We start from the raw sequence: 19,381 nt of genomic DNA, 5'->3' as shown, positions 1-19,381 counted from the left end.
ATGCGGGGCGGGTTCAGGCCGGCGTGGCCGCGCCTTCTGCGGGCGGCGTCTCTTCGTTGACGTCGATGGCCAGCGTCAGCGGGCCGGCGCTGACCTCTTCGACGTCGTCGGCCTCCTCGGAGGTGGCGCCGGCATCGGTCGTCTCGTCATCGAGCTTGGCGATGAGACGGGCGTGCAGGTCCAGCGTGAGCAGGTCGACGCCGTCGACACGCACGCGCACGTGCGTCCCGCGCGCGAGGCCGTCGCAGCCGGCGGCCTTGAACACGAGCGGCAGCGTGTCGGCGCGCACCAGGCCGTCCTTCAGTACCGCGGCGTCGAGCTCGGTGACCTCGTTCTGCTGCAGCCAGCGCAGCGTCCAGAAGCGCTCGATGCCCGTCTGGAAGCCGTTGTAGGCGGCGTAGGCGGTGTCGAAGCCGGAGATGATCGAGAACAGCGTCGCGTCCTTGGGCTTGAAGTGCGCCGACAGCGGCGCCATGCGCCCGTTGCGCACGCACGCGATGATCTGCCACTGGTTGACGAGGTCGACGTAGCGCCGCAGCGGCGACGTGGCCCAGGTGTATTGCGCCACGCCCATGCCGGCATGCGGCGCGGGGCGCACGCCCATGCGCACCTTGACGCCCGGCGCGAGGCTCGCCTGGCTGCGGTAGATGCCCGGCACGCCCATCTCGGCGATCCAGCCGCCCCACGTGCTGTTGGCCAGGATCATCGCCTCGGAGACGATGAGATCGAGCGGCGCGCCGCGCCGGCGCTCGCTGATCGTGACCTTCTCGTCGCCCTTGGGCTCCGTCGTCGGCGACGTGCCGTCGGCGGTCTCGAGGCGGAAGTTGTAGTCGGGCCGGTTGAAGTTCTCCGGCTTGCCGCGCACGATCTCGCGCAGCGCCTTCAGGTGGCGCGCGAGGCGGAACGTGAAGGCGAGCTCGGTGGCGAACGGATAGTCGGCCGGCGCCTCGCCCAGCAGCGACGCCTCGGTGACGAAGGCGTCGAGCTTGTCGTGGCGCAGATTGGCGACGATGGGCACGAGCTCCAGCTTCGTCTCGCTGGACTTGATCTCCAGCGTCGCCTCGTCGAACGTGACGTACAGGCTCAGCGCCGGGCAGTCGCGTCCTTCGGCCAGCGTGTACTTCTCGACGATGCTGTCGGGCAGCATCGTGATCTTCCAGCCCGGCATGTAGACGGTGGACAGGCGGTCGCGCGCGACCTTGTCGATCGCCGAGTCCGGCAGGATCGCCAGGCCCGGCGCGGCGATGTGCACGCCGAAGACGACCGTCCCCGAGCCCAGGCCGCGCACGGACAGCGCGTCGTCGATCTCGGTGGTCTGCGAATCGTCGATCGAGAACGCGGCGACGTCGGCGCGCGGCAGGTCGTCCTTGATGGCCGGCGCCTCCAGCGGCGGGAAGCCGGTGCCCTTGCCCAGCTCCTCGAACAGGAAGCGGCGCCAGTGGAACTGGTACGGGCTCGAGATGGCGCCCGCGGCCTTCAGCAGGTCCAGGGGCGAGCGTTGCGCCTGCTTCGAGGCCTCGACGACGGCCTTGTATTCGGCGGCGTTCTTGTCGGGGCGGAACAGGATCTTGTAGAGCTGGTCGCGGATCGGCTGCGGCGTCTGGCCGGCGACGAGCTCCCTGGCCCATTCCTGGATCTGCAGCGCCTGCAGGCGCTTGCGTTCGATGCCCAGAAGCGCGGCCTTGACCGTCTCCTCCGGCGCCTTGCGGAAGACGCCCTTGGCCATGCGGCGGAAATAGTGCGGCGCGTCGAACAGGCGGAACAGCGCGGCGGCCTGCTGCACCGGGCCGGCGGACTTGTCGAAGTAGTCGCGCGCCAGGTCGGCGAAGCCGAATTCGCCCTCGCTGGCGAACTCCCAGGCGAGGTCGAGGTCGATCTCGCCCGCGAGCGCCTGGCCCTGCGCGATCAGTTCGGCGGGCAGGGGCTTGTCGAAGCGAAGGAGGACGTGCGAGGCCTTGACCTTCACACGCTTGCCGGAGTCGAGTTCGACCTGGATCGAGCTGTCCGCCTCGGACATCACCCGTCCGGCGAGGAACTTCCCGGAGTCATCGAAGAGAGCGTAATTCACCCGGCGATTGTCGCCGAGTTCGGCCGGGCGCCCGCCCGCCCGAGGACGGAATGCGACGGGCGTTGCGGCTGTTACGCCGAACGGCAGGATTCGCGCGTCCCGCTCGATGCCGAAGGCGCCGCGAAAGGCGCGCGCCCATGAAAAACGGGAGCCGAGGCTCCCGTCGATCGATCGAGCGCGAAAGGCTCAGGCTTGCGTGTTCGAGCGGCGACGCGCCAGCGTGGCGACCAGGCCCAGGCCCGCGAGCAGCATCGCGAAGCTCTGCGCTTCCGGGATCGCCGGCAGGCCGTCGGTCGCGCCGAAGGACGTGTACTTCGTGCCGTCGGTGCTGAACTGGACTTGCATGTTGCCCGAGCAGCAGTCCTCGAAGCCGTAGATCGTCAGCGTGTGGACGCCGACGGACAGATTGGCGCTGCCGGCCAGGAACTGGCTGGCGTCCGAGTAGCTGTAGTTCCACCACATGTTGTTGCTCTTGGTGTCCAGCGCCGTGCCGTCCAACACCAGCGTGCCGCCGCCGCCCAGGTCGACGCCCGCGCGGAAGTCGAAGGTCTCCGGCGAGGTGACGTCGAACTTGATCGTCGCTTCGAAGGCCGAGTTGCTCAGGGCGAAGCTGGCGTTGTCGAAGCTGGCGAGCGCGACCGGGGCGCCGACGAGGCCGCTGACGGCGCTCTGGTAGGCGGCCGAGTCGGCCAGGCCGGCTTCGAAACCGGCACCGGTCTGGTAGGTGATGCCGCTGGCGCTGGCCGCGCCCGCGACGACAGCCAGCGAGACGGCTGCTGCAAACTTCTTCATGGAAAACCCCTTGGATGGATCTGATTGTTCGATGCTTCGGGACCACGGGACACGCGTTGCGACGCATCCGGCAGAGTTGCCCTCGAGCAACTGGACGGTATCACGGCGGCCCAGGGTTTACGCTCCCCGAAAAGGGGGTGTCGGACACCTGATCGATGTCGCCGCGACCCGGTCGGGTGCGTGCTCTTCAGAGCTGCAGGTGGCGCAGCAGATCGGGCACGTGCGACTCGAAATCCGTCAGCCCGTGGTCGCTGCCGGCGATCAGCTTCAACCGGCCGCGGGCGTAGCGGGCGGTCATCTCGCGCCAGTCGAGCACCTCGTCGCCCTTCGCGACGATGGCCAGGATGGTCTCCGGATGCGCGAGCGGCTCCGGCGGCGCCATGGCGCGCAGCTCGTCGACGTACTCGGCGCGGAAGTCGAAGCTCTCGCCGGCCGAGTGGTACATCGTCTGGCGGCCGATGTGGGCCGCGAGGTCGCGCGCGGGATCGACGGCCGGATTGACCAGCACGGCGCGGCAGCCCCGCGACTGCGCGAAGACCGTCGCGTAGAAGCCGCCCAGCGAACTGCCGATGACGCCGGTCGTGGCCGCGGGCCAGCCGGCGGTGATCGCGTGGATGTCGTCCAGCGCCGCGGCCGGCGACGGCGGCAACTGCGGGCAGGCCCACACGAGATCGGGCCGGTGCACCGCGACCCAGTCGGCCATCCAGCGCGCCTTGGCCGATTGCGGCGACGAGCGGAAGCCGTGCAGGTACAGCAGGTGGGTCAGCACGCGGCGGAGGTCACGTATGCGGTGCTTCCAGCGCGGCCAGCAGCTTGGCGTGCACGCCGCCGAAGCCGCCGTTGCTCATGCACAGGATGTGGTCGCCCGGCTTGGCCGCGCGCGCCACGGCGGCCACCAGCGCGCCGATGGTGTCGCACACGACGGCCTGCTTGCCCATCGGCGCCAGCGCCTCGGCGGCGTCCCACGACAGCCCGCCGGAGTGGCAGAACGACAGGTCCGCCTCCTCGAGCGCCCACGGCAGCTGCGCCTTCATCGCGCCCTGCTTCATCGTGTTGGAGCGCGGCTCGAACACGGCCAGGATGCGCTGCGCGCCGACCTTGCGGCGCAGGCCGTCGATGGTGGTGCGGATCGCGGTGGGGTGGTGCGCGAAGTCGTCGTAGACACGGATGCCGTTGACCTCGCCCTTGAGCTCGAGCCGGCGCGCGACGTTCTCGAACGACGCCAGCGCCGCGGCCGCCGTGGCCGGCGCGACGCCCACGTGTTCGGCGGCGGCGATCGCGGCCAGCGCGTTCATCTGGTTGTGCTCGCCCAGCAGGTGCCACTCGACGCGCGCGATCTTCATCGAGCCGCGCAGCACGTCGAACGCATGCGGCTCGCCGCGCGCCCGCAGCGCGCCGGGCTCTTCCTTGCGCGCGCCGAAGCGCTGCACCTCGCTCCAGCAGCCGCGATCGAGCACGCGCTGCAGCGATTCCTCGCGCGCGTTGACGACGAGGCGTCCGCGCGACGGCATCGTGCGCACGAGGTGGTGGAACTGCGTCTCGATGGCGGCCAGGTCGGGGAAGATGTCCGCGTGGTCGAACTCGAGGTTGTTCAGCACCGCGGTGCGCGGGTGGTAGTGGACGAACTTGCTGCGCTTGTCGAAGAACGCCGTGTCGTACTCGTCGGCCTCGATGACGAACGGCGTGCGTGCGCCGCCGTCGCCGCGCACCTTGCCCAGGCGTGCCGAGACGCCGAAGTTGCGCGGCACGCCGCCGACCAGGAAGCCGGGCTCGAGCCCGGCCTGGTCGAGGATCCACGCCAGCATCGCCGTCGTCGTCGTCTTGCCGTGCGTGCCGGCCACCGCCAGCACGTGCCGGCCTTCGAGCACGTGCTCGGCCAGCCACTGCGGGCCGCTGGCGTAGGGCAGGCCGTCGTCGAGGATGGCCTCCATCAGCGGATTGCCGCGCGAGACGGCGTTGCCGATCACAAACAGGTCCGGCGCCAGCGCCACCTGGTCGGTGCCGTAGCCGTCGATCAGCTCGATGCCGAGGGCGCGCAGCTGGTCGCTCATCGGCGGGTAGACGTTGGCGTCGCAGCCGGTCACCTTGTGGCCGGCCTCGCGCGCCAGCGCGGCGAGACCTCCCATGAAGGTGCCGCAGATGCCGAGGATGTGGATGTGCATGACGGAATCGTTCTTGTTCGGTCCCGCGAGGCCATGCACGTTTCGCGCCCAGCCTCCAGGATGTCGGCCGGCGGGCGGCTGGACCGCCCCGGCACGTGGATATTCTCGGCTAGCCGGCGATGAAAGTCTGCATGCCGGCCCACTCGTCGCCGGGCGAAAGCGTGACGGGATCGATGACCCGCGCCGCTTCGACGCACAGCATCTTCTGCCAGTCGTCGTCGGGCAGGTCGTCCAGCTGCGCGGCCTTGACCGGGCCCGGGTTCCAGACGACGACGTCGGTGAACCCGCTCTGCGCGATCGAGACCTTGCGGCCCAGCTCGCGCAGCGTCAGCGGGCTCGGGGCGTCGTGGTACAGACGGTCGACCTCGCCGACCACCTGGGTGACGTCGCCCCATTGCTGCTGCCACTGGCCGGTGGTGTTGTCCTCGTACTTGACGCCCTGCAGTCCCTCGAGCTGGGCCTTGAGCACGTCATTGGTGCGCAGGTAGCTGTGCAGCGCCACGGCGAACTCGAAGCCGGCGTCGCCGGTGTTGGTGACGGCGAACTCGATGTCGAGCTGCTGGCCGATCAGGCTGACGGTGATCTCGGCCTCGAACTCGTGCGGCCACAGCGCGCGCGTTCGGTCGTCGGCGACGAAGCGCAGCACCGCCTGGGCGTGCTTGCCGTGCGACGGCATCTCCACCAGCTGCCAGCCGCGCGTGCGCAGCAGGCCGTGGCGAGGCAGCGTGCCGCGGCTGGAGAACTGCGGGAAGATCACCGGCACGCCGCCGCGCACGGCCTGGCCCTCGCCGTATTCGCTGGTGGGCGAGACGTAGAGCTGCTCCTGGCCGCCGGCCGGCACCCAGCTGACGAGATGGCCGCCGTGCAGCAGGATCGTGGCGCGCGCGCCGTCGGACGACTGCAGCGCCACCGCCGGGTGCCCGTTGTATTCGGTCGGTTTTACGGAAGCCACGGATGTCAGGTTCGCAATGCCGTGAAAGCGGCACGAGCGGCCTTCAAGGTGTGTTCGATCTCGGCTTGGCCGTGGGCGGCGCTGACGAAGCCCGCCTCGTACAACGCCGGCGCAAAGTACACGCCCGCGTCCAGCATCGCGTGGAAGAAGCGGTTGAAGCGCTCCTTGTCGACCGCGACGGCGCTGGCGTAGTCGTGCGGCAGCGCGTCGGCGAAGAAGAAGCCGAACAGGCCGCCCTCGCTGTCGACCGCCAGCGGGATGCCCGCGGCGTCGGCCTCGGCCTTCAGCCCGTCGACCAGCTCGCGCGTGCGCTCGCCAAGCGCCTCGTGGAAGCCGGGCTTGGCGATCTCGTGCAGCGTGGCCAGGCCGCAGGCCGTGGCGACGGGGTTGCCCGACAGCGTGCCTGCCTGGTAGGCCGGGCCCAGCGGCGCAAGCTGCGCCATGATCGTGCGCGACGCGCCGAACGCGGCCAGCGGCATGCCGCCGCCGATGACCTTGCCGAATACGCTGATGTCGGGCACGAAGCCCTGCATCCGCTGCGCATAAAGGCTTTGCGCGCCGCCGAGCGCGACGCGGAAGCCCGTCATCACCTCGTCCATGATCAGCAGCGCGCCGTGCTTGTAGCAGAGCTCGCGCAGCCACGCCATGAAGGATTCGCTCGTGCGCACGAAGTTCATGTTGCCGGCGATCGGCTCGATGATCACGCAGGCCAGCTCGTCGCCGTAGGCCGCGAAGGCCTCCTCGAGTTGCTGGATGTTGTTGAAGTCGAGCACCGTCGTGTGCTGCACGACCTCGGGCGGCACGCCGGCCGAGGTCGGATGGCCGAACGTGGCCAGGCCGGAGCCGGCCTTGACCAGCAGCGCGTCGGCGTGGCCGTGATAGCAGCCCTCGAACTTGATCAGGCGCGAACGTCCGGTGGCGGCACGTGCCAGGCGGATCGCGCTCATGCAGGCCTCGGTGCCCGAGCTGACCAGGCGCACCTGCTCGACGCTGGGCACGTGGCGGATGATCTCCTCGGCCAGCTCGACCTCGCGCTCGGTCGGTGCGCCGAAGCTGAAGCCGTCGCGTGCGGCCTTCAGCACGGCCTCGAGCACGGCCGGATGGCCGTGGCCAAGGATCATCGGCCCCCACGATCCGATGTAGTCGACGTAGCGCCTGCCTTCGGCGTCGACGATCCAGGCGCCTTCGCCGCGGGCGATGAAGCGTGGCGTGCCGCCAACGGCACGGAACGCGCGCACGGGCGAGTTCACGCCGCCGGGGATGACCTTCTGGGCGCGGTCGAACAGCTGCTCATTAGTGGACACTGCGCGAGCCTCCCACCTCGGTCGCGTCGTCCGACAGCGCCTCCTCGATCGTCTCGTCGCCTTCCTCCTCCTCGCCGGGCGGCAGCGCCCAGAAGAAGCGGTCGGGCACGACGCCGCCCATGCCGGGGCGGAACCCGGCGTCCAGGCTCTGGTCGAGGAACTGCAGCGCCTCGCCCACGGCCGCCTGCAGCTCGGCCGCGGCGCCCAGCAGCGCGGCCATCGCGGCCGACAGCGTGTCGCCGGCGCCGACGAAGGTCGCCTCGAACATCTCGAACTTCTCGCCCGTGAGCGCGCCCTGCGGCGACGCCAGCACGTTGTCGATGAACTGGCCCGCGCCCTTGGCCGGCAGCATCACGCCGGTGACCAGCACGAAGCGCGTGCCGTGCTCGGCCGCGGCGACGGCCAGCTCGCGCGGCGAGGCCGGGCGGTCGGAATCCCAGTCGGGCAGCAGGAAGTCGGTCAGCGTCTTGTGGTTGCCGATCAGCACCTCGGTGGCCGGCAGGATCAGCTCGCGGAACGCGTCGAGGTAGGTGTTCTGGTCGTCGTCCTCCATGAACGACAGCCCCGGCAGATAGGACACGACCGGCACGTCGGGATAGTCGGACAGCACCTCGGCCACCGCGCTGACGTTGTCGGTATTGCCGAGGAAGCCCACCTTGATGCCGGAGACGGTGATGTCCTCGAGGATGCAGCGGGCCTGCTCGACCACGGCGTCGGCGTCGATGACGTGCTGGTCGAAGACCTCGGCGGTGTCGCGCATCAGCAGCGCGGTGACCACGGGCAGGGCATGGGCACCCATCGCCGCGATGGTCGAGACGTCGCCCGCGATGCCTCCGGCGCCGCTGGCATCGCTGGCGTTGAAAGTCAGGATACAGGCCGGAGCACTGGCTTCTTCAGCGTTTTCGTCGGGCGTTTCCGCGCCGGGAGGGAGGTCCATTGCCATGTCCGGTGGGGGGCAAGCCGTGAAGCTTGCCCGGAAAATGTGATTAGTTTGGCCCTTAGCGCGTCGTTAACCGCTCGGGGCCGTGGCTACAATCCAGACGATTGTAGTGACCCTGAACGCGAACGACTGTGAACGAACCTCAAACCTGGATGTGCCTGATCTGCGGCTGGATCTACGACGAAGCTGCCGGGGATGCGGAAACTGGTTTGCTGCCGGGTACCCCCTGGGCCGCGGTTCCGATGAACTGGACGTGTCCGGAATGCGGTGCACGCAAGGAAGACTTCGAGATGGTCCGCATCTGATGGAAGAACCCACGATGGCGCATGTTCTGAACGAGAGCTTCAATGGCTGATGCCACGCCGGCCCCCTCCGCCGCACCGGCGCAGCCCGCGGTACGCGTGCTCGTCATCGACGACAGCAACACCATCCGGCGCAGCGCCGAGATCTTCCTGCGCCAGGGCGGGCACGAAGTGGTGCTGGCCGAAGACGGTTTCGACGCGCTTGCCAAGGTCAACGACCACACGCCCGACCTGATCTTCTGCGACATCCTGATGCCGCGGCTCGACGGCTACCAGACCTGCGCGATCATCAAGCGCAATCCGCGCTTCACGGCGGTGCCGGTGATCATGCTGTCGTCCAAGGATGGCGTGTTCGACAAGGCTCGCGGCCGGATGGTCGGCTCCGAGGATTACCTGACCAAGCCTTTCACGAAGGAACAGCTCCTGCGCGCGGTGGCCCAATACCACCCGGCGAAGCTTTCCAGCGAACAGTAAGCAAGAGTTTCTCTCCCGAATATCGCGGGCCGCGACAAGCGGCCGGATAAACGGGCCAAAAGCGCAACCCAGGCGCGTTTCAAGGACATACCATGCCGATCCAGCACATTCTCCTGGTCGATGATTCGAAGACCGAATTGGCTTATCTCTCCGACCTGCTCGCCAAGCGCGGTTTCACCGTTCGCACGGCCGAGAATGGCGAAGACGCGATGAAGCGCCTGGCGGAAGGCAAGCCCGACCTGATCCTGATGGACGTCGTGATGCCCGGAACCAACGGCTACCAGCTGACCCGCTCGATCACGCGCGATCCGCGCTACTCCGACGTGCCGGTGATCATGTGCACCAGCAAGGGCCAGGAGACCGACCGCGTCTGGGGCCTGCGCCAGGGCGCGCGCGATTACGTCGTCAAGCCGGTCGACACCGACGACCTGATGGCCAAGATCAAAAGCCTCGGCTGACCCCGTCGGCCTGAACTCGACCACCTCGCACGCACCCCTCCATGGCCAATAAAGATGCCCTGCGCGAACTGCAAACCCGGCTGGCGAGCCGCCTGCAGGCCGCCAAGACGCAGCCGCGTGCGCGAGGCTGGCTCGCCGTCGAATGCGCCGGCGTCGGACTGCTGCTGCCGCTGGCCCAGGCGGGCGAGATCTTCCCGCTGCGCGCGCTCCTGAAGCTGCCGCACGCCAAGCCCTGGATGACCGGGGTGGCGCAGCTTCGCGGCGACCTGTACACCGTCATCGACCTGGCAGCCTTCCTGGGCCTGCGCGCGCCCAAGGCCAACGACCCGGCGGCGCTCGACGGCCAGCTCGTGATGCTGGCGCCGTCGCTGCAGGTCAATGCCGCGCTCCGAGTCGACCGCCTGGCGGGCCTGCGCGGCGAAGAACAATTGACGCGCGAGGCCGAGCCGGCCGAGAGCGTCGGCGCCCGGCCCGCATTCGCGGCCGGCCGCTGGAAGGACGCGCTCGGCGCGTCCTGGCAGGAGATCGATCTGGGGGCGCTGGCCGTGGACGGCGCGTTCCTGGATGTCATGAGCTGAAGAGGGTCCGGTCGCGACGACGCGCCGTGCCAACGGCGCCAAGGCACCCAAGTGCGTCGGACGGCCGTTCGGGATTAGTTGGGATTTGAAATCTAGCGTGAAGAGGGCGAGATGAACTTGTCAGACCAAAGCAATGGCAACGTGCTGAAGCAGCACGGCGCCCACACCGAGGGCGGCCTCGAGAACGTCTATCCTCCCGTCGCTTCGGAGGCCGGCGCGCACGCGCGCGAGGTCGCGCTGGCGGACGTCGATCTCGGCGATCCGGTCGATTCGCACCGACAGTCGCTGCACGACTCGGACGACGGCCCCGGCCTGGGCCACCAGGATCACGAGACGCACGCGCTGTCCACCGGCGGCGCGGTGCCGACGCTGGATCTCGACGTCCACGCGATGGGCCACTCGGCCTTCCCGCTCGACGGCGCCGGCCCGGGCCAGGACGACGACCACGGCGTCGTGCACTCCGAGAACAACCTGTCCATCGACCTGCCGCTCGAAGGCGTCGACACGGCGACGATGAACGCGTCGACGCTGGTGCCCGACCACGCCGACGCCGCGCCCACGCGCCTGCTCGATGCCGAGCCCGCGCAGGCCGAGCCCGCGCCGGTCGACGAGGACAACACCGGCCTGCCGCTGATCGGCCGCCGCTCGGTGAGCTACCAGCAGCGCTTCGTGTTCACGCTGACGGCCATCGGCATCGTCGGCCTGCTCGCCTCCGGCTACTTCGCCTTCAGCGCGGCCAACGCCCACTCGCAGCAGGTGGAGGCCACCGGCGCCGCGCTGATGCAGTCGCAGCGCCTGGCCAAGTCGGTCTCGCAGGCCATGATCGGCAGCCCCGCGGCCTTCCCGGAAGTCAAGGAAAGCGGCACCGTGCTGGCCAACAACGTGCGCGGCCTGCACACCGGCAACGACCTGGTGAGCGCGGTTCCGGCCGGCGTGCAGGACACCGTCGCCCCGCTGATGACGCTGGTCGACCGCGCCGAGAAGAACTCGCAGATCGTGCTGGCGCAGCAGAAGACCCTGACCCAGGTGGGACAGGCGCTGCGCACCATCAACCGCCAGTCTTCCGACCTGTTGGAGACGGCCGAGACCGTGTCGTCCCTGAAGCTGCAGGGCGGCGCCTCGGCGGCCGAGATCTCCGCCGTCGGCCAGCTCGTGATGTTGACGCAGCGGATCGGCAAGAGCGCGAACGAGTTCCTGACCTACGAAGGCGTGTCGCCAGAAGCCGTGTTCCTGCTCGGCAAGGACTTGAACACCTTCCGCGAGATCGCCGACGGCCTGCTGCAAGGCAACGCCGACCTGCGGCTGCCCGGCACGAAGGAGCCCGCCACGCGCGAGCGCCTCGAGCAGCTGATCCAGCAGTACGAGCAGACGCGCAGCCAGTCCAGCGCGATTCTGGCCAACCTGCAGGGCCTGGTGGCCGCGCGTGAAGCGCAGGCGCAGATCGTGGGCGACAGCGAGCCGCTGCGAAAGGGCCTCGAAGGCGTGCAGAACCGCCTGGCCAGCGTCGGTACGCTGTCGGTCGGCTACATCGCGGCACTGCTGGTGTCGCTGGTGCTGCTGGTCATCGGCGTGTTCGGCATCCTGCGACTGTTCGTGGCCAGCCAGCGCCAGCGCGCGACGGCCGCCGAAGCGCAACGGACGGAATCGGAATCGCGCCAGCGCGAAGCGCAGCGCGTCAACGACGCCAACCAGGCCGCCATTCTCCGCCTGATGAACGAACTGCAGTCGGTCGCCGAGGGCGACTTGACGCAGCAGGCCACCGTTACCGAGGACATCACCGGCGCCATCGCCGACTCGGTCAACTACACCGTGGAAGAACTTCGCACGCTGGTGGCGCAGGTGCAGGGCACCGCCAACCGGGTGACGGACACCACCGGCCAGGTCGAACAGACGTCGACCGAGCTGCTCGCGGCCTCGACCGAACAGCTGCACGAGATCCGCGAGACCGGCGAGTCCGTGCTGCAGATGGCCGGCCGAATCAACGACGTGTCGCAACGCGCCCAGGAAACCGTGGCAGCCGCCCAGCAGTCGCTGAACGTGACGCAGACCGGCCGCCGCGCGGTGCAGGACGCCATCGAGGGCATGAACTCGATCCGCGACCAGATCCAGGAAACCTCGAAGCGGATCAAGCGCCTGGGCGAATCGTCGCAGGAGATCGGCGAAATCACCGAGCTGATTTCCGACATTACGGAACAGACGAACGTGCTGGCCCTGAACGCCGCCATCCAGGCCGCCTCGGCCGGCGATGCGGGTCGCGGCTTCTCGGTCGTTGCGGAAGAAGTGCAGCGGCTGGCCGAACGCTCCGGCGACGCGACGCGCCAGATCGCGGCGCTGGTGAAGGCCATTCAGACCGACACCGGCGATGCCGTGGCCGCCATGGAGCGTTCCACGCAGGGTGTGGTGCAGGGGGCGCAGCTGTCCGACGCGGCCGGTGCGGCGCTGGTCGACATCGACCGTGTGACGCGCGAACTGTCGGCGCTCGTCGAGAACATCTCGGCGCAGGCGCAGAGCGAGGCGCAGTCGGCGAACGTCGTGGCCTCCAACATCCAGCACATCTTCGCGGTGACGGAACAGACCGGCGACGGTACGCGTTCGACCGCGCAGATCGTTCGCGAGCTTTCTCGTACGGCCGAAGAATTGCGCCAGTCCGTTTCCCGATTCAAGATCGGCTGACCGTTCGACGATCTCGTCGAACGGTTGAGACCCCCTTGCGTGCACGCCTCGACGAGGCGGCGCGCTGGAGATGACGTTGAGTGAACAAACAGCGCACGCAGTGCCTGCAGACCTGAGCACCTTGGCCTGGGTGGCCGACGAGCTTCGCCGTACCCTCGACAACGCCCACAAGGCGCTGCGGCGCCAGGTGCGCGAGACCGAGGCCGCGCCGCAGGGCACCGAGATCGACGGCACCGCTTCGGCGGCGATGCAGCAGGCCCGCGCGTTGTTCCATCAGAGCGCCGGGGCGCTCGACATGGTCGGCCAGGTCGAAGGCGCCCGCATGCTGCGCGCCAGCGAGCAGGCCGTCGTGCGGCTGATGCAGAAGGTGCGCCAGCTCGACGCCAACACCGCCACCACGATCGAACGCTCGTCGTTCGCGCTGCTCGACTTCCTGCGCCGCCGCCTGTCCGGCAAGGACGTGTCGCCGCTCGCGCTGTTCCCGCAATACCGCGAAGTGCAGACGCTCGCAGGCGCCGACCGCATCCATCCGGCCGACCTCTGGCAGGGCGACTCGCAGTCCACGTCGCTGAACGACGCCGCGCCGGCGCTCGTCAAGGCTTCGGCCGGCACGCACGTGATGGCGCTCAAGCCCGACGCGGATACCCGTGGCCGCATGGAGCAGTGCATGCTCGCGCTGCTGCGCGGGCCGGTGGGCCCCGCCGCCACGCAGATGAGCCAGCTGTTCGCCGGCCTCGCCGCCGGCGCCAGCGGCAAGCTGTCGGGCCTGTGGTCCGTGGCCGCCGCCTTCTTCGAGGCGCAGGCGCAGGGCCGCCTGTCGGCCGACGTCTACAGCAAGCGCCTGACCTCGCGCCTGCTGGCACAGGTGCGCCTGGCCGAGCGCGGCCAGGCCGACGTCTCCGACCGCCTCACGCAGGATCTGCTGTTCTTCTGCGCCCGCGCACTGCCCGGCGACGACGCCAAGGCGCCGCGCCTGGTGGCCGTGCGCAAGGCGTTCAAGCTGGGTGCGCAGCAACCGATCGACTACGAACAGGAAGCGCTCGGCCGGTACGACCCGGCGCTGATCCCGCTCGCACGCCGCCGCGTCGAAGCGCTGAAGGAATCGTGGTCGCAGGCGACCGCGGGCCAGTCCGGCCTCGCCGCCAGCCTGCGCGAACAGGCCACGCTGGTGGCCGACTCGGTGCGCAAGCTGCATCCCGAGGGCGAGCACATGGCGCGTGCGCTCGACGCCGCCGTCACGCAGGTGGCCGACGGCTCGTCCGTGCCGTCGCCGAACCTGGCGATGGAAGTCGCGACGAGCCTGCTGTGCCTGGACGCCGCACTCGACGACGCCGACATCGCCGACGCCTCGTTCGGCACCCGCATCCACCAGCTCGCCGAGCGCATCGACCTCGCGCGCCAGGGCCGGCAGCCCGGCCCGATCGAGCCGTGGATGGAAGACCTGTATCGCCGCGCGTCCGATCGCCAGACGATGGGCAGCGTGGTGCAGGAGCTGCGCTCGTCGCTGGCCGACGTCGAAAGCCAGCTCGACAAGTTCAGCCGCAACCCGGCCGACCGCGAGACGCTCGTTCCCGTGCCGGCCAAGCTGTCGGCCATGCGCGGAGTGCTGTCCGTGCTGGGCCTCGACCAGGCCGGCCACGCCGTCGTGCGCATGCGCGACGAGGTCGACGCCGTGCTGGCGCAGTCTCATGACGACGCCCCTAACGCGCCGACGGAGCGCGCGCTGTCCGAGCAGGCCGTCGGCCGCCTCGCCGCCAACGTCGGCGCGCTGGGCTTCCTGATCGACCTGCTGGGCGTGCAGCCGCAGCTGGCCAAGTCGCTGTTCAGGTTCGACGCCGACTCCGGTCGCCTCGAGACCGTCATGGGACGCACCGACGAGATCGTGCCGTCCGAGCCCGACGCGCCGGCCGCCGGCGAGAGCGAGCTGATGGAGCAGGTGCAGCAGCTGGCCGCGGCCGCGGGCGACGACGCCGCGTCCAAGGCCGACATCATCCACAAGCTCGACGAGCTGGCCCACCAGGCCGTCGCGTCCGACGAGAAGAGCATCGCCGACGCCGCCCGCGCCGCGAGCAAGGCGCTCGCGCGCAGCGACGAGTCCGGCGCCACCGAGGTGCGCCAGGAACTCGCGCAGGCGATGACCGATTTCGCCGCCCCGCCTCCGCCGCCGGCGCCGACGGTCGCGCCGGCCGCCGTCGTCTCCGACACGGCCACGGCCGAGGACGACGAGATGCTCGAGGTCTTCTTCGAGGAGGCCGAGGAAGTCATCGCCGGCGCCCGCGAGAGCCTCGGCAAGCTCGCCGAGGACCCGCAGCACTTCGAATCGATCTCCACCGTCCGCCGCGCGTTCCACACGCTCAAGGGCAGCTCGCGCATGGTCGGCCTGAAGGACTTCGGCGAAGCCGCCTGGGCCTGCGAGCAGTTGTACAACGCGCGCCTGGCCGATCACGTGATCGAGGCCAGCCCGGAGCTGCGCACGTTCTCGCTGAACGTGCTCGACGAGCTCGAGGGCTGGGTCAAGGCGCTTGCCGCCAGGAACGCCACCGGCTTCCACAGCGCGCCCATCGTCGCCGCGGCCAACGCGCTGCGCGACGGCGTCGATCCCGATGCCGAGCCGGTCCAGGCCAAGCCGTTCGTTGCCGACGCGACGGCGGTGCTTGCGCCGACGCCGCACAAGCCGTCGCCCGAGGACGCGTTCGAACCGGCACCCGAGGAGGCCGGCGATACCGAGATCCTCGACGACTTCGAAGTCACCGGTCCGGGCGAACTGACGGCTGCGGCGGATAAGCCCGCGCAGGCGCCTCACGAGCCGGCGTTCACGCTCGACCTGCCGTCGGACGCGCCCGACACGTCGCATCCGACGACCGAGCTCATGGAAGAGCGCACGGTCGTGCAGCCGATGGACCACACGCCGGAATATGCCGCGCCGAACTTCGAGTTCGACCTCGGCGATCTGGACAAGTCCGCCGACAGCACGGTCATCGAGAAGCGCGGCGACATGCGCGCCGAGGCGCCCGAATCCGAGCACCATGACACCGGCCCCGACACCGTGCCGGCCGCGCTCGACGACACCGCGTTCGACCTGCTGCCGTCCGAGCGCACCGCCGAGCCGGCCGCCAACGACGCCGCCGTCGCGCAGCCGCCCGCCACGGGCACGCACGCGTTCGACACGCTGACCGTCGGCGACCAGCTGCCGGCCGACGAGGCCGAGAACTACAAGGTCATCGGCCCGCTGCGCATCGGCCTGGGCCTGTTCAACATCTTCCTCAACGAGGCCGACGAGCAGTCGCGCCGCCTGTGCACGTCGCTGGCCGAGTGGGTGCTCGAGCTGCCGCGCGCGGTCGGCGAGGAGGCCGTGTCGCTGGCGCATTCGCTGGCTGGCAACTCGGCCACCGTGGGCCATTCCGATCTGTCGTCGCTCGCGCGCCGCCTGGAGCACGCGCTCGAGGTCTCGCAGTCGCGCCTGGTGACGCCGGACGAAGCGCGCCTGTACAACGACGTCGCCGAAGAGATCCGCCGCCTGCTGCACCAGTTCGCCGCGGGCTTCCTGCAGTCGCCCGCCGCGCCGCTGCTGGCCCGCTTCGATGCCTTCCAGGCCTCGCTGCAGGCCCAGGTCGCGCAGGCCACGCACGACGAGAGCGTCCAGCGCGCCCGCGAGGCCGAGGCCGCCGCGCAGGCTGCCGCCGAGGCCGCCGCCGCCGAACAGGCCGCGGCGCAGGCCCAGGCCGCTGCCGAAGCCGAGGCCGCTGCGCAAGCCCGCGCCGCCGCCGAAGCCGAGGCTGCCGCCGAGGCGAAGGCCGCGGCGGACGCGCAAGCCGCTGCCGACGCGCAGGCCGCCGCCGAAGCCAAGGCCGCCGCGGACGCCGTGGCTGCCGCCGAAGCGGCTGCGCACGCGGCTGCCGCGCCGGCCGAGGAGCATCATTTCGCCGAGCTGCCGATCGCCGCGGCGGACGTCATCGATTCGCCCGACACCGAGATCGGCGCCGACGAATTCGAGGCGCTCAACGCCGCCGCCGACGCGGCCGTCGCGCCGGCGGAGCCCGTCGCCGAGGTCGCGCCGGTGGCGCATGCCGCGATCCCCGAATCCGGCCTCGGTGCCGTCAAGTTCAGCGTGCTGGACGACAGCGTCCGCGCCGAACCGGGCCAGCGCCACGAAGTGGCCGAGCCGCAGGACGAGGGCACGGGCTTCGCGCAGGACCTGGACGCGCAGGACGCGATCGACCCCGAGCTGTTCGAGATCTTCTCGGAAGAGGCGCAGGAATTGCTGCCGTCGCTGGCCTCGCACCTGCGGGCATGGGAAGAGTCGCCGGAGATGCAGTCCGAGGCCTTCGGGGCGCTGCGCGCGCTGCACACGCTCAAGGGCAGCGCCCGCCTCGCCGGCGCGATGCGACTGGGCGAGCTGGCGCACCGCCTGGAGTCGGCGTTCGAGGAACGCGTGGGCGGTCGCTCGGTCAACCCGCCGACGATGGCGATGCTGCACACCGGCGTCGATGCGCTCGACGAGGAATTCCAGCGCCTGCAGAAGGCGCCGCGCGCGCCCGAGCCGGTCGCTGCCCCGGCGCCCGCGCCGGTGGCGGAAGCGCCCGTCGTGGCCGAGCCCGTCGCCGAGCAACCGGTGCCCGCGGCGGAAGTCGCCGTGCCGGAAGTGCCGGCCGCGCCGGTCGAGGCCGCGCCCGAGTCGACCATCCGCCAGTTCGTGCCCAAGGCGCTGTCCGATGCCGCGCCCGCGACCATCGACTGGGCGCGCTTCAGCGCCACCAACCCGTCGCGCGTGCAGCGCGTCGTCGAGGCGGCCACCGGCAATCCGGCCACCGCCACGGTGCGCGTCAAGGCGCCGCTGCTGGACCGCCTGGTCAACCAGGCCGGCGAAGTCTCGATCACGCGTTCGCGTCTCGAGAGCGACGTCACGCAGATGCGCGCGTCGCTGCGCGAACTGACGGAAAACCTGGATCGCCTGCGCCGCCAGCTGCGCGACATCGAGCTGCAGGCCGACACGCAGATCGCGTCGCGCCTCGAGGCGAGCAAGAGCTCGTCGGTCGAGTTCGACCCGCTCGAGATGGACCGCTTCACGCGCTTCCAGGAACTGACGCGCATGATGGCCGAGTCGGTCAACGACGTGGCCACGGTGCAGCGAAGCATCACCCAGACGGTGCAGTCGGCCGAAGACGAGATGGCCGCGCAGGCGCGCCTGACGCGCGCGCTGTCGGAAGACCTGCTGCGCGCTCGCATGGTGCCGTTCGACGCGCTGTCGGAACGTCTCTATCGTGTCGTTCGCCAGGCCGCCAAGGAAACCTCGGTGCAGGTGCGCCTGAACGTCGAGGGCTCGTCCATCGAGCTGGATCGAAGCGTGCTGGACCGCATGGCCGGCGCGTTCGAGCACTTGCTGCGCAACGCCGTCGTGCACGGCATCGAGTCGCCGGACGCGCGCCGCGCGCAGGACAAGGATCCGGTCGGCACGATCGACGTCACGCTGGCGCAGCAAGGCAACGAGGTGCGGATCCAGATCCGCGACGACGGCTCGGGCCTGAACCTGCAGCGCATCGAGGCGCGCGGGCGCCAGAACGGCCTGATCGCGCCCGACGCGACCCCGACCGACGCCGAGCTGGCCAACCTGATCTTCACGCCGGGCTTCACCACCACGGACGAGGTGACGGAACTGGCCGGCCGCGGCGTCGGCATGGACGCCGTGCGCACCGACATCACGGCGCTCGGCGGCCGCATCGAGACCGCCTCGGCCGCGGGCCGCGGCACGGCCTTCACGCTGTTGCTGCCGCTGACCACGGCCGTCACGCGCGTCGTGCAGCTGCGCTGTGGCGACCTCACCGTCGCCATGCCGGCCTCGCTGGTGGAGGTGGTGCGCCGCACCCCCAACGCCGACGTCGAACAAGCCTATTTGAGCGGCGTGTTCCGCGACGGCGCCAACGACGTGCCGTTCTTCTGGCTCGGCGCGCTGCTGCAGTCCACGCCGCACGGCGTGCTGGCCGGCAAGACCACCTCCATCGTGCTGGTGCGAAGCGCCGAACAACGCGTCGCGCTGCACGTCGACCAGGTCGTGGGCAACCAGGAAGTGGTCGTCAAGAACCTGGGGCCGCAGCTGGCGCGCCTGCCGGGCCTGGCAGGCATGTCGCTGCTGGCCACCGGCGAGGTCGTGCCCATCTACAACCCGGTGGCGCTCGCGGCCGTGTACGGCCAGCGTCCGACAGCGGAGGCCGGCGCGCCGCACGTGCCGGTGGTGGTCGAGGAAGTCCAGGAAGCCAAGGCGCCGCTGGTGCTGGTGGTCGACGATTCGCTGACCGTGCGCCGCGTCACGCAGCGCCTGCTGACCCGCGAAGGTTTCCGCGTCACCGTGGCCAAGGACGGCCTCGATGCGCTGGAGCAGCTCGAGGTCGAGCGTCCGGCCGTCATGCTGACCGACATCGAAATGCCGCGCATGGACGGCTTCGACCTGCTGCGCAACGTGCGCCACGATCCGCGCTGGCAGGGCCTGCCGGTGATCATGATCACGTCGCGCATCGCGCAGAAGCATCGCGACCTGGCCATCCAGCTCGGTGCCGACCACTATCTCGGCAAGCCGTATGATGAGGAGCAACTGATTGGACTGATCCAGGAGAATGTCGCGAAGACGATGCCTGCCTGAGAATCCGTGAACAATTCCGGCATATTCGCCGGGGGGCCTCGCGA

General features: G+C 70.0%; 13 protein-coding genes. 6 read left to right on the top strand and 7 right to left on the bottom strand.

Features of this window, described 5'->3' with window-relative positions; genetic code table 11:
- Window positions 1-13: 13 nt before the first annotated feature.
- The 7 genes from LPC04_RS22275 to thiD form a co-directional block, all read right to left on the bottom strand.
- Complete coding sequence (locus tag LPC04_RS22275) at window positions 14-2,068, bottom strand: ribonuclease catalytic domain-containing protein (RefSeq protein WP_420854756.1); 2,055 nt, start codon at window positions 2,066-2,068, stop codon at window positions 14-16.
- A gap of 186 nt (window positions 2,069-2,254) precedes the next feature.
- Entirely contained in the window at window positions 2,255-2,860 is a 606-nt protein-coding gene (locus LPC04_RS22270) for a CCXG family PEP-CTERM protein (protein WP_275684490.1), read from the bottom strand.
- Between the two features lie 187 nt (window positions 2,861-3,047).
- Window positions 3,048-3,629 (bottom strand): YqiA/YcfP family alpha/beta fold hydrolase, encoded by a 582-nt coding sequence (locus LPC04_RS22265; protein ID WP_275684489.1) that lies wholly within the window; start codon window positions 3,627-3,629, stop codon window positions 3,048-3,050.
- Between the two features lie 10 nt (window positions 3,630-3,639).
- A complete protein-coding gene (mpl, locus tag LPC04_RS22260; RefSeq protein WP_275684488.1) occupies window positions 3,640-5,022 on the bottom strand; it encodes a UDP-N-acetylmuramate:L-alanyl-gamma-D-glutamyl-meso-diaminopimelate ligase in 1,383 nt (460 codons plus the stop codon).
- A gap of 109 nt (window positions 5,023-5,131) precedes the next feature.
- Entirely contained in the window at window positions 5,132-5,974 is an 843-nt protein-coding gene (locus LPC04_RS22255; protein WP_275684487.1) for a D-hexose-6-phosphate mutarotase, read from the bottom strand.
- A 5-nt stretch (window positions 5,975-5,979) separates the two neighbouring features.
- The gene (hemL, locus tag LPC04_RS22250) at window positions 5,980-7,278 is read right to left on the bottom strand and encodes a glutamate-1-semialdehyde 2,1-aminomutase (protein WP_275684486.1); all 1,299 of its coding nucleotides are present in this window, start codon (window positions 7,276-7,278) and stop codon (window positions 5,980-5,982) included.
- Window positions 7,268-8,221 (bottom strand): bifunctional hydroxymethylpyrimidine kinase/phosphomethylpyrimidine kinase, encoded by a 954-nt coding sequence (gene thiD / locus LPC04_RS22245; protein WP_420854755.1) that lies wholly within the window; start codon window positions 8,219-8,221, stop codon window positions 7,268-7,270. The genes hemL and thiD overlap by 11 nt, the downstream gene beginning before the upstream one ends.
- Window positions 8,222-8,370: 149 nt before the next feature.
- Between thiD and LPC04_RS22240 the strand changes: the two genes are divergently transcribed.
- The 6 genes from LPC04_RS22240 (at window position 8,371) to LPC04_RS22215 (ending at window position 19,337) form a co-directional block, all read left to right on the top strand.
- Window positions 8,371-8,523, top strand: a complete 153-nt coding sequence (locus tag LPC04_RS22240) for a rubredoxin (protein WP_420854758.1) — start codon at window positions 8,371-8,373, stop codon at window positions 8,521-8,523.
- A 42-nt stretch (window positions 8,524-8,565) separates the two neighbouring features.
- Window positions 8,566-8,994 carry a response regulator gene (locus tag LPC04_RS22235; RefSeq protein ID WP_275684483.1) on the top strand — a complete coding sequence of 143 codons (429 nt, stop codon included), beginning with the start codon at window positions 8,566-8,568 and terminating at the stop codon, window positions 8,992-8,994.
- Window positions 8,995-9,086: 92 nt separating this feature from the next.
- Window positions 9,087-9,452 (top strand): response regulator, encoded by a 366-nt coding sequence (locus LPC04_RS22230; protein ID WP_275684482.1) that lies wholly within the window; start codon window positions 9,087-9,089, stop codon window positions 9,450-9,452.
- Window positions 9,453-9,493: 41 nt separating this feature from the next.
- Window positions 9,494-10,030 carry a chemotaxis protein CheW gene (locus LPC04_RS22225; RefSeq protein WP_275684481.1) on the top strand — a complete coding sequence of 179 codons (537 nt, stop codon included), beginning with the start codon at window positions 9,494-9,496 and terminating at the stop codon, window positions 10,028-10,030.
- 513 nt (window positions 10,031-10,543) lie between these two features.
- A complete protein-coding gene (locus tag LPC04_RS22220; RefSeq protein ID WP_420854757.1) occupies window positions 10,544-12,703 on the top strand; it encodes a methyl-accepting chemotaxis protein in 2,160 nt (719 codons plus the stop codon).
- Window positions 12,704-12,803: 100 nt separating this feature from the next.
- The gene (locus LPC04_RS22215; protein ID WP_275684479.1) at window positions 12,804-19,337 is read left to right on the top strand and encodes a hybrid sensor histidine kinase/response regulator; all 6,534 of its coding nucleotides are present in this window, start codon (window positions 12,804-12,806) and stop codon (window positions 19,335-19,337) included.
- Window positions 19,338-19,381 lie beyond the last annotated feature (44 nt).

The sequence above is a fragment of the Scleromatobacter humisilvae genome, assembly GCF_023231945.1.
In the GTDB taxonomy this organism is placed as follows: Bacteria; Pseudomonadota; Gammaproteobacteria; order Burkholderiales; family Burkholderiaceae_C; genus Scleromatobacter; species Scleromatobacter humisilvae.
This window is presented reverse-complemented; position numbering and strand designations above follow the sequence as displayed.

Coding starts and splice junctions, on each gene's coding strand:
- LPC04_RS22270 (WP_275684490.1), bottom strand. CDS start 2,860: ATGAAGAAGTTTGCAGCAGCCGTCTCGCTGGCTGTCGTCGCGGGCGCG.
- mpl (WP_275684488.1), bottom strand. CDS start 5,022: ATGCACATCCACATCCTCGGCATCTGCGGCACCTTCATGGGAGGTCTC.
- thiD (WP_420854755.1), bottom strand. CDS start 8,221: ATGGCAATGGACCTCCCTCCCGGCGCGGAAACGCCCGACGAAAACGCT.
- LPC04_RS22240 (WP_420854758.1), top strand. CDS start 8,371: ATGTGCCTGATCTGCGGCTGGATCTACGACGAAGCTGCCGGGGATGCG.
- LPC04_RS22235 (WP_275684483.1), top strand. CDS start 8,566: ATGGCTGATGCCACGCCGGCCCCCTCCGCCGCACCGGCGCAGCCCGCG.
- LPC04_RS22230 (WP_275684482.1), top strand. CDS start 9,087: ATGCCGATCCAGCACATTCTCCTGGTCGATGATTCGAAGACCGAATTG.
- LPC04_RS22225 (WP_275684481.1), top strand. CDS start 9,494: ATGGCCAATAAAGATGCCCTGCGCGAACTGCAAACCCGGCTGGCGAGC.
- LPC04_RS22220 (WP_420854757.1), top strand. CDS start 10,544: ATGAACGCGTCGACGCTGGTGCCCGACCACGCCGACGCCGCGCCCACG.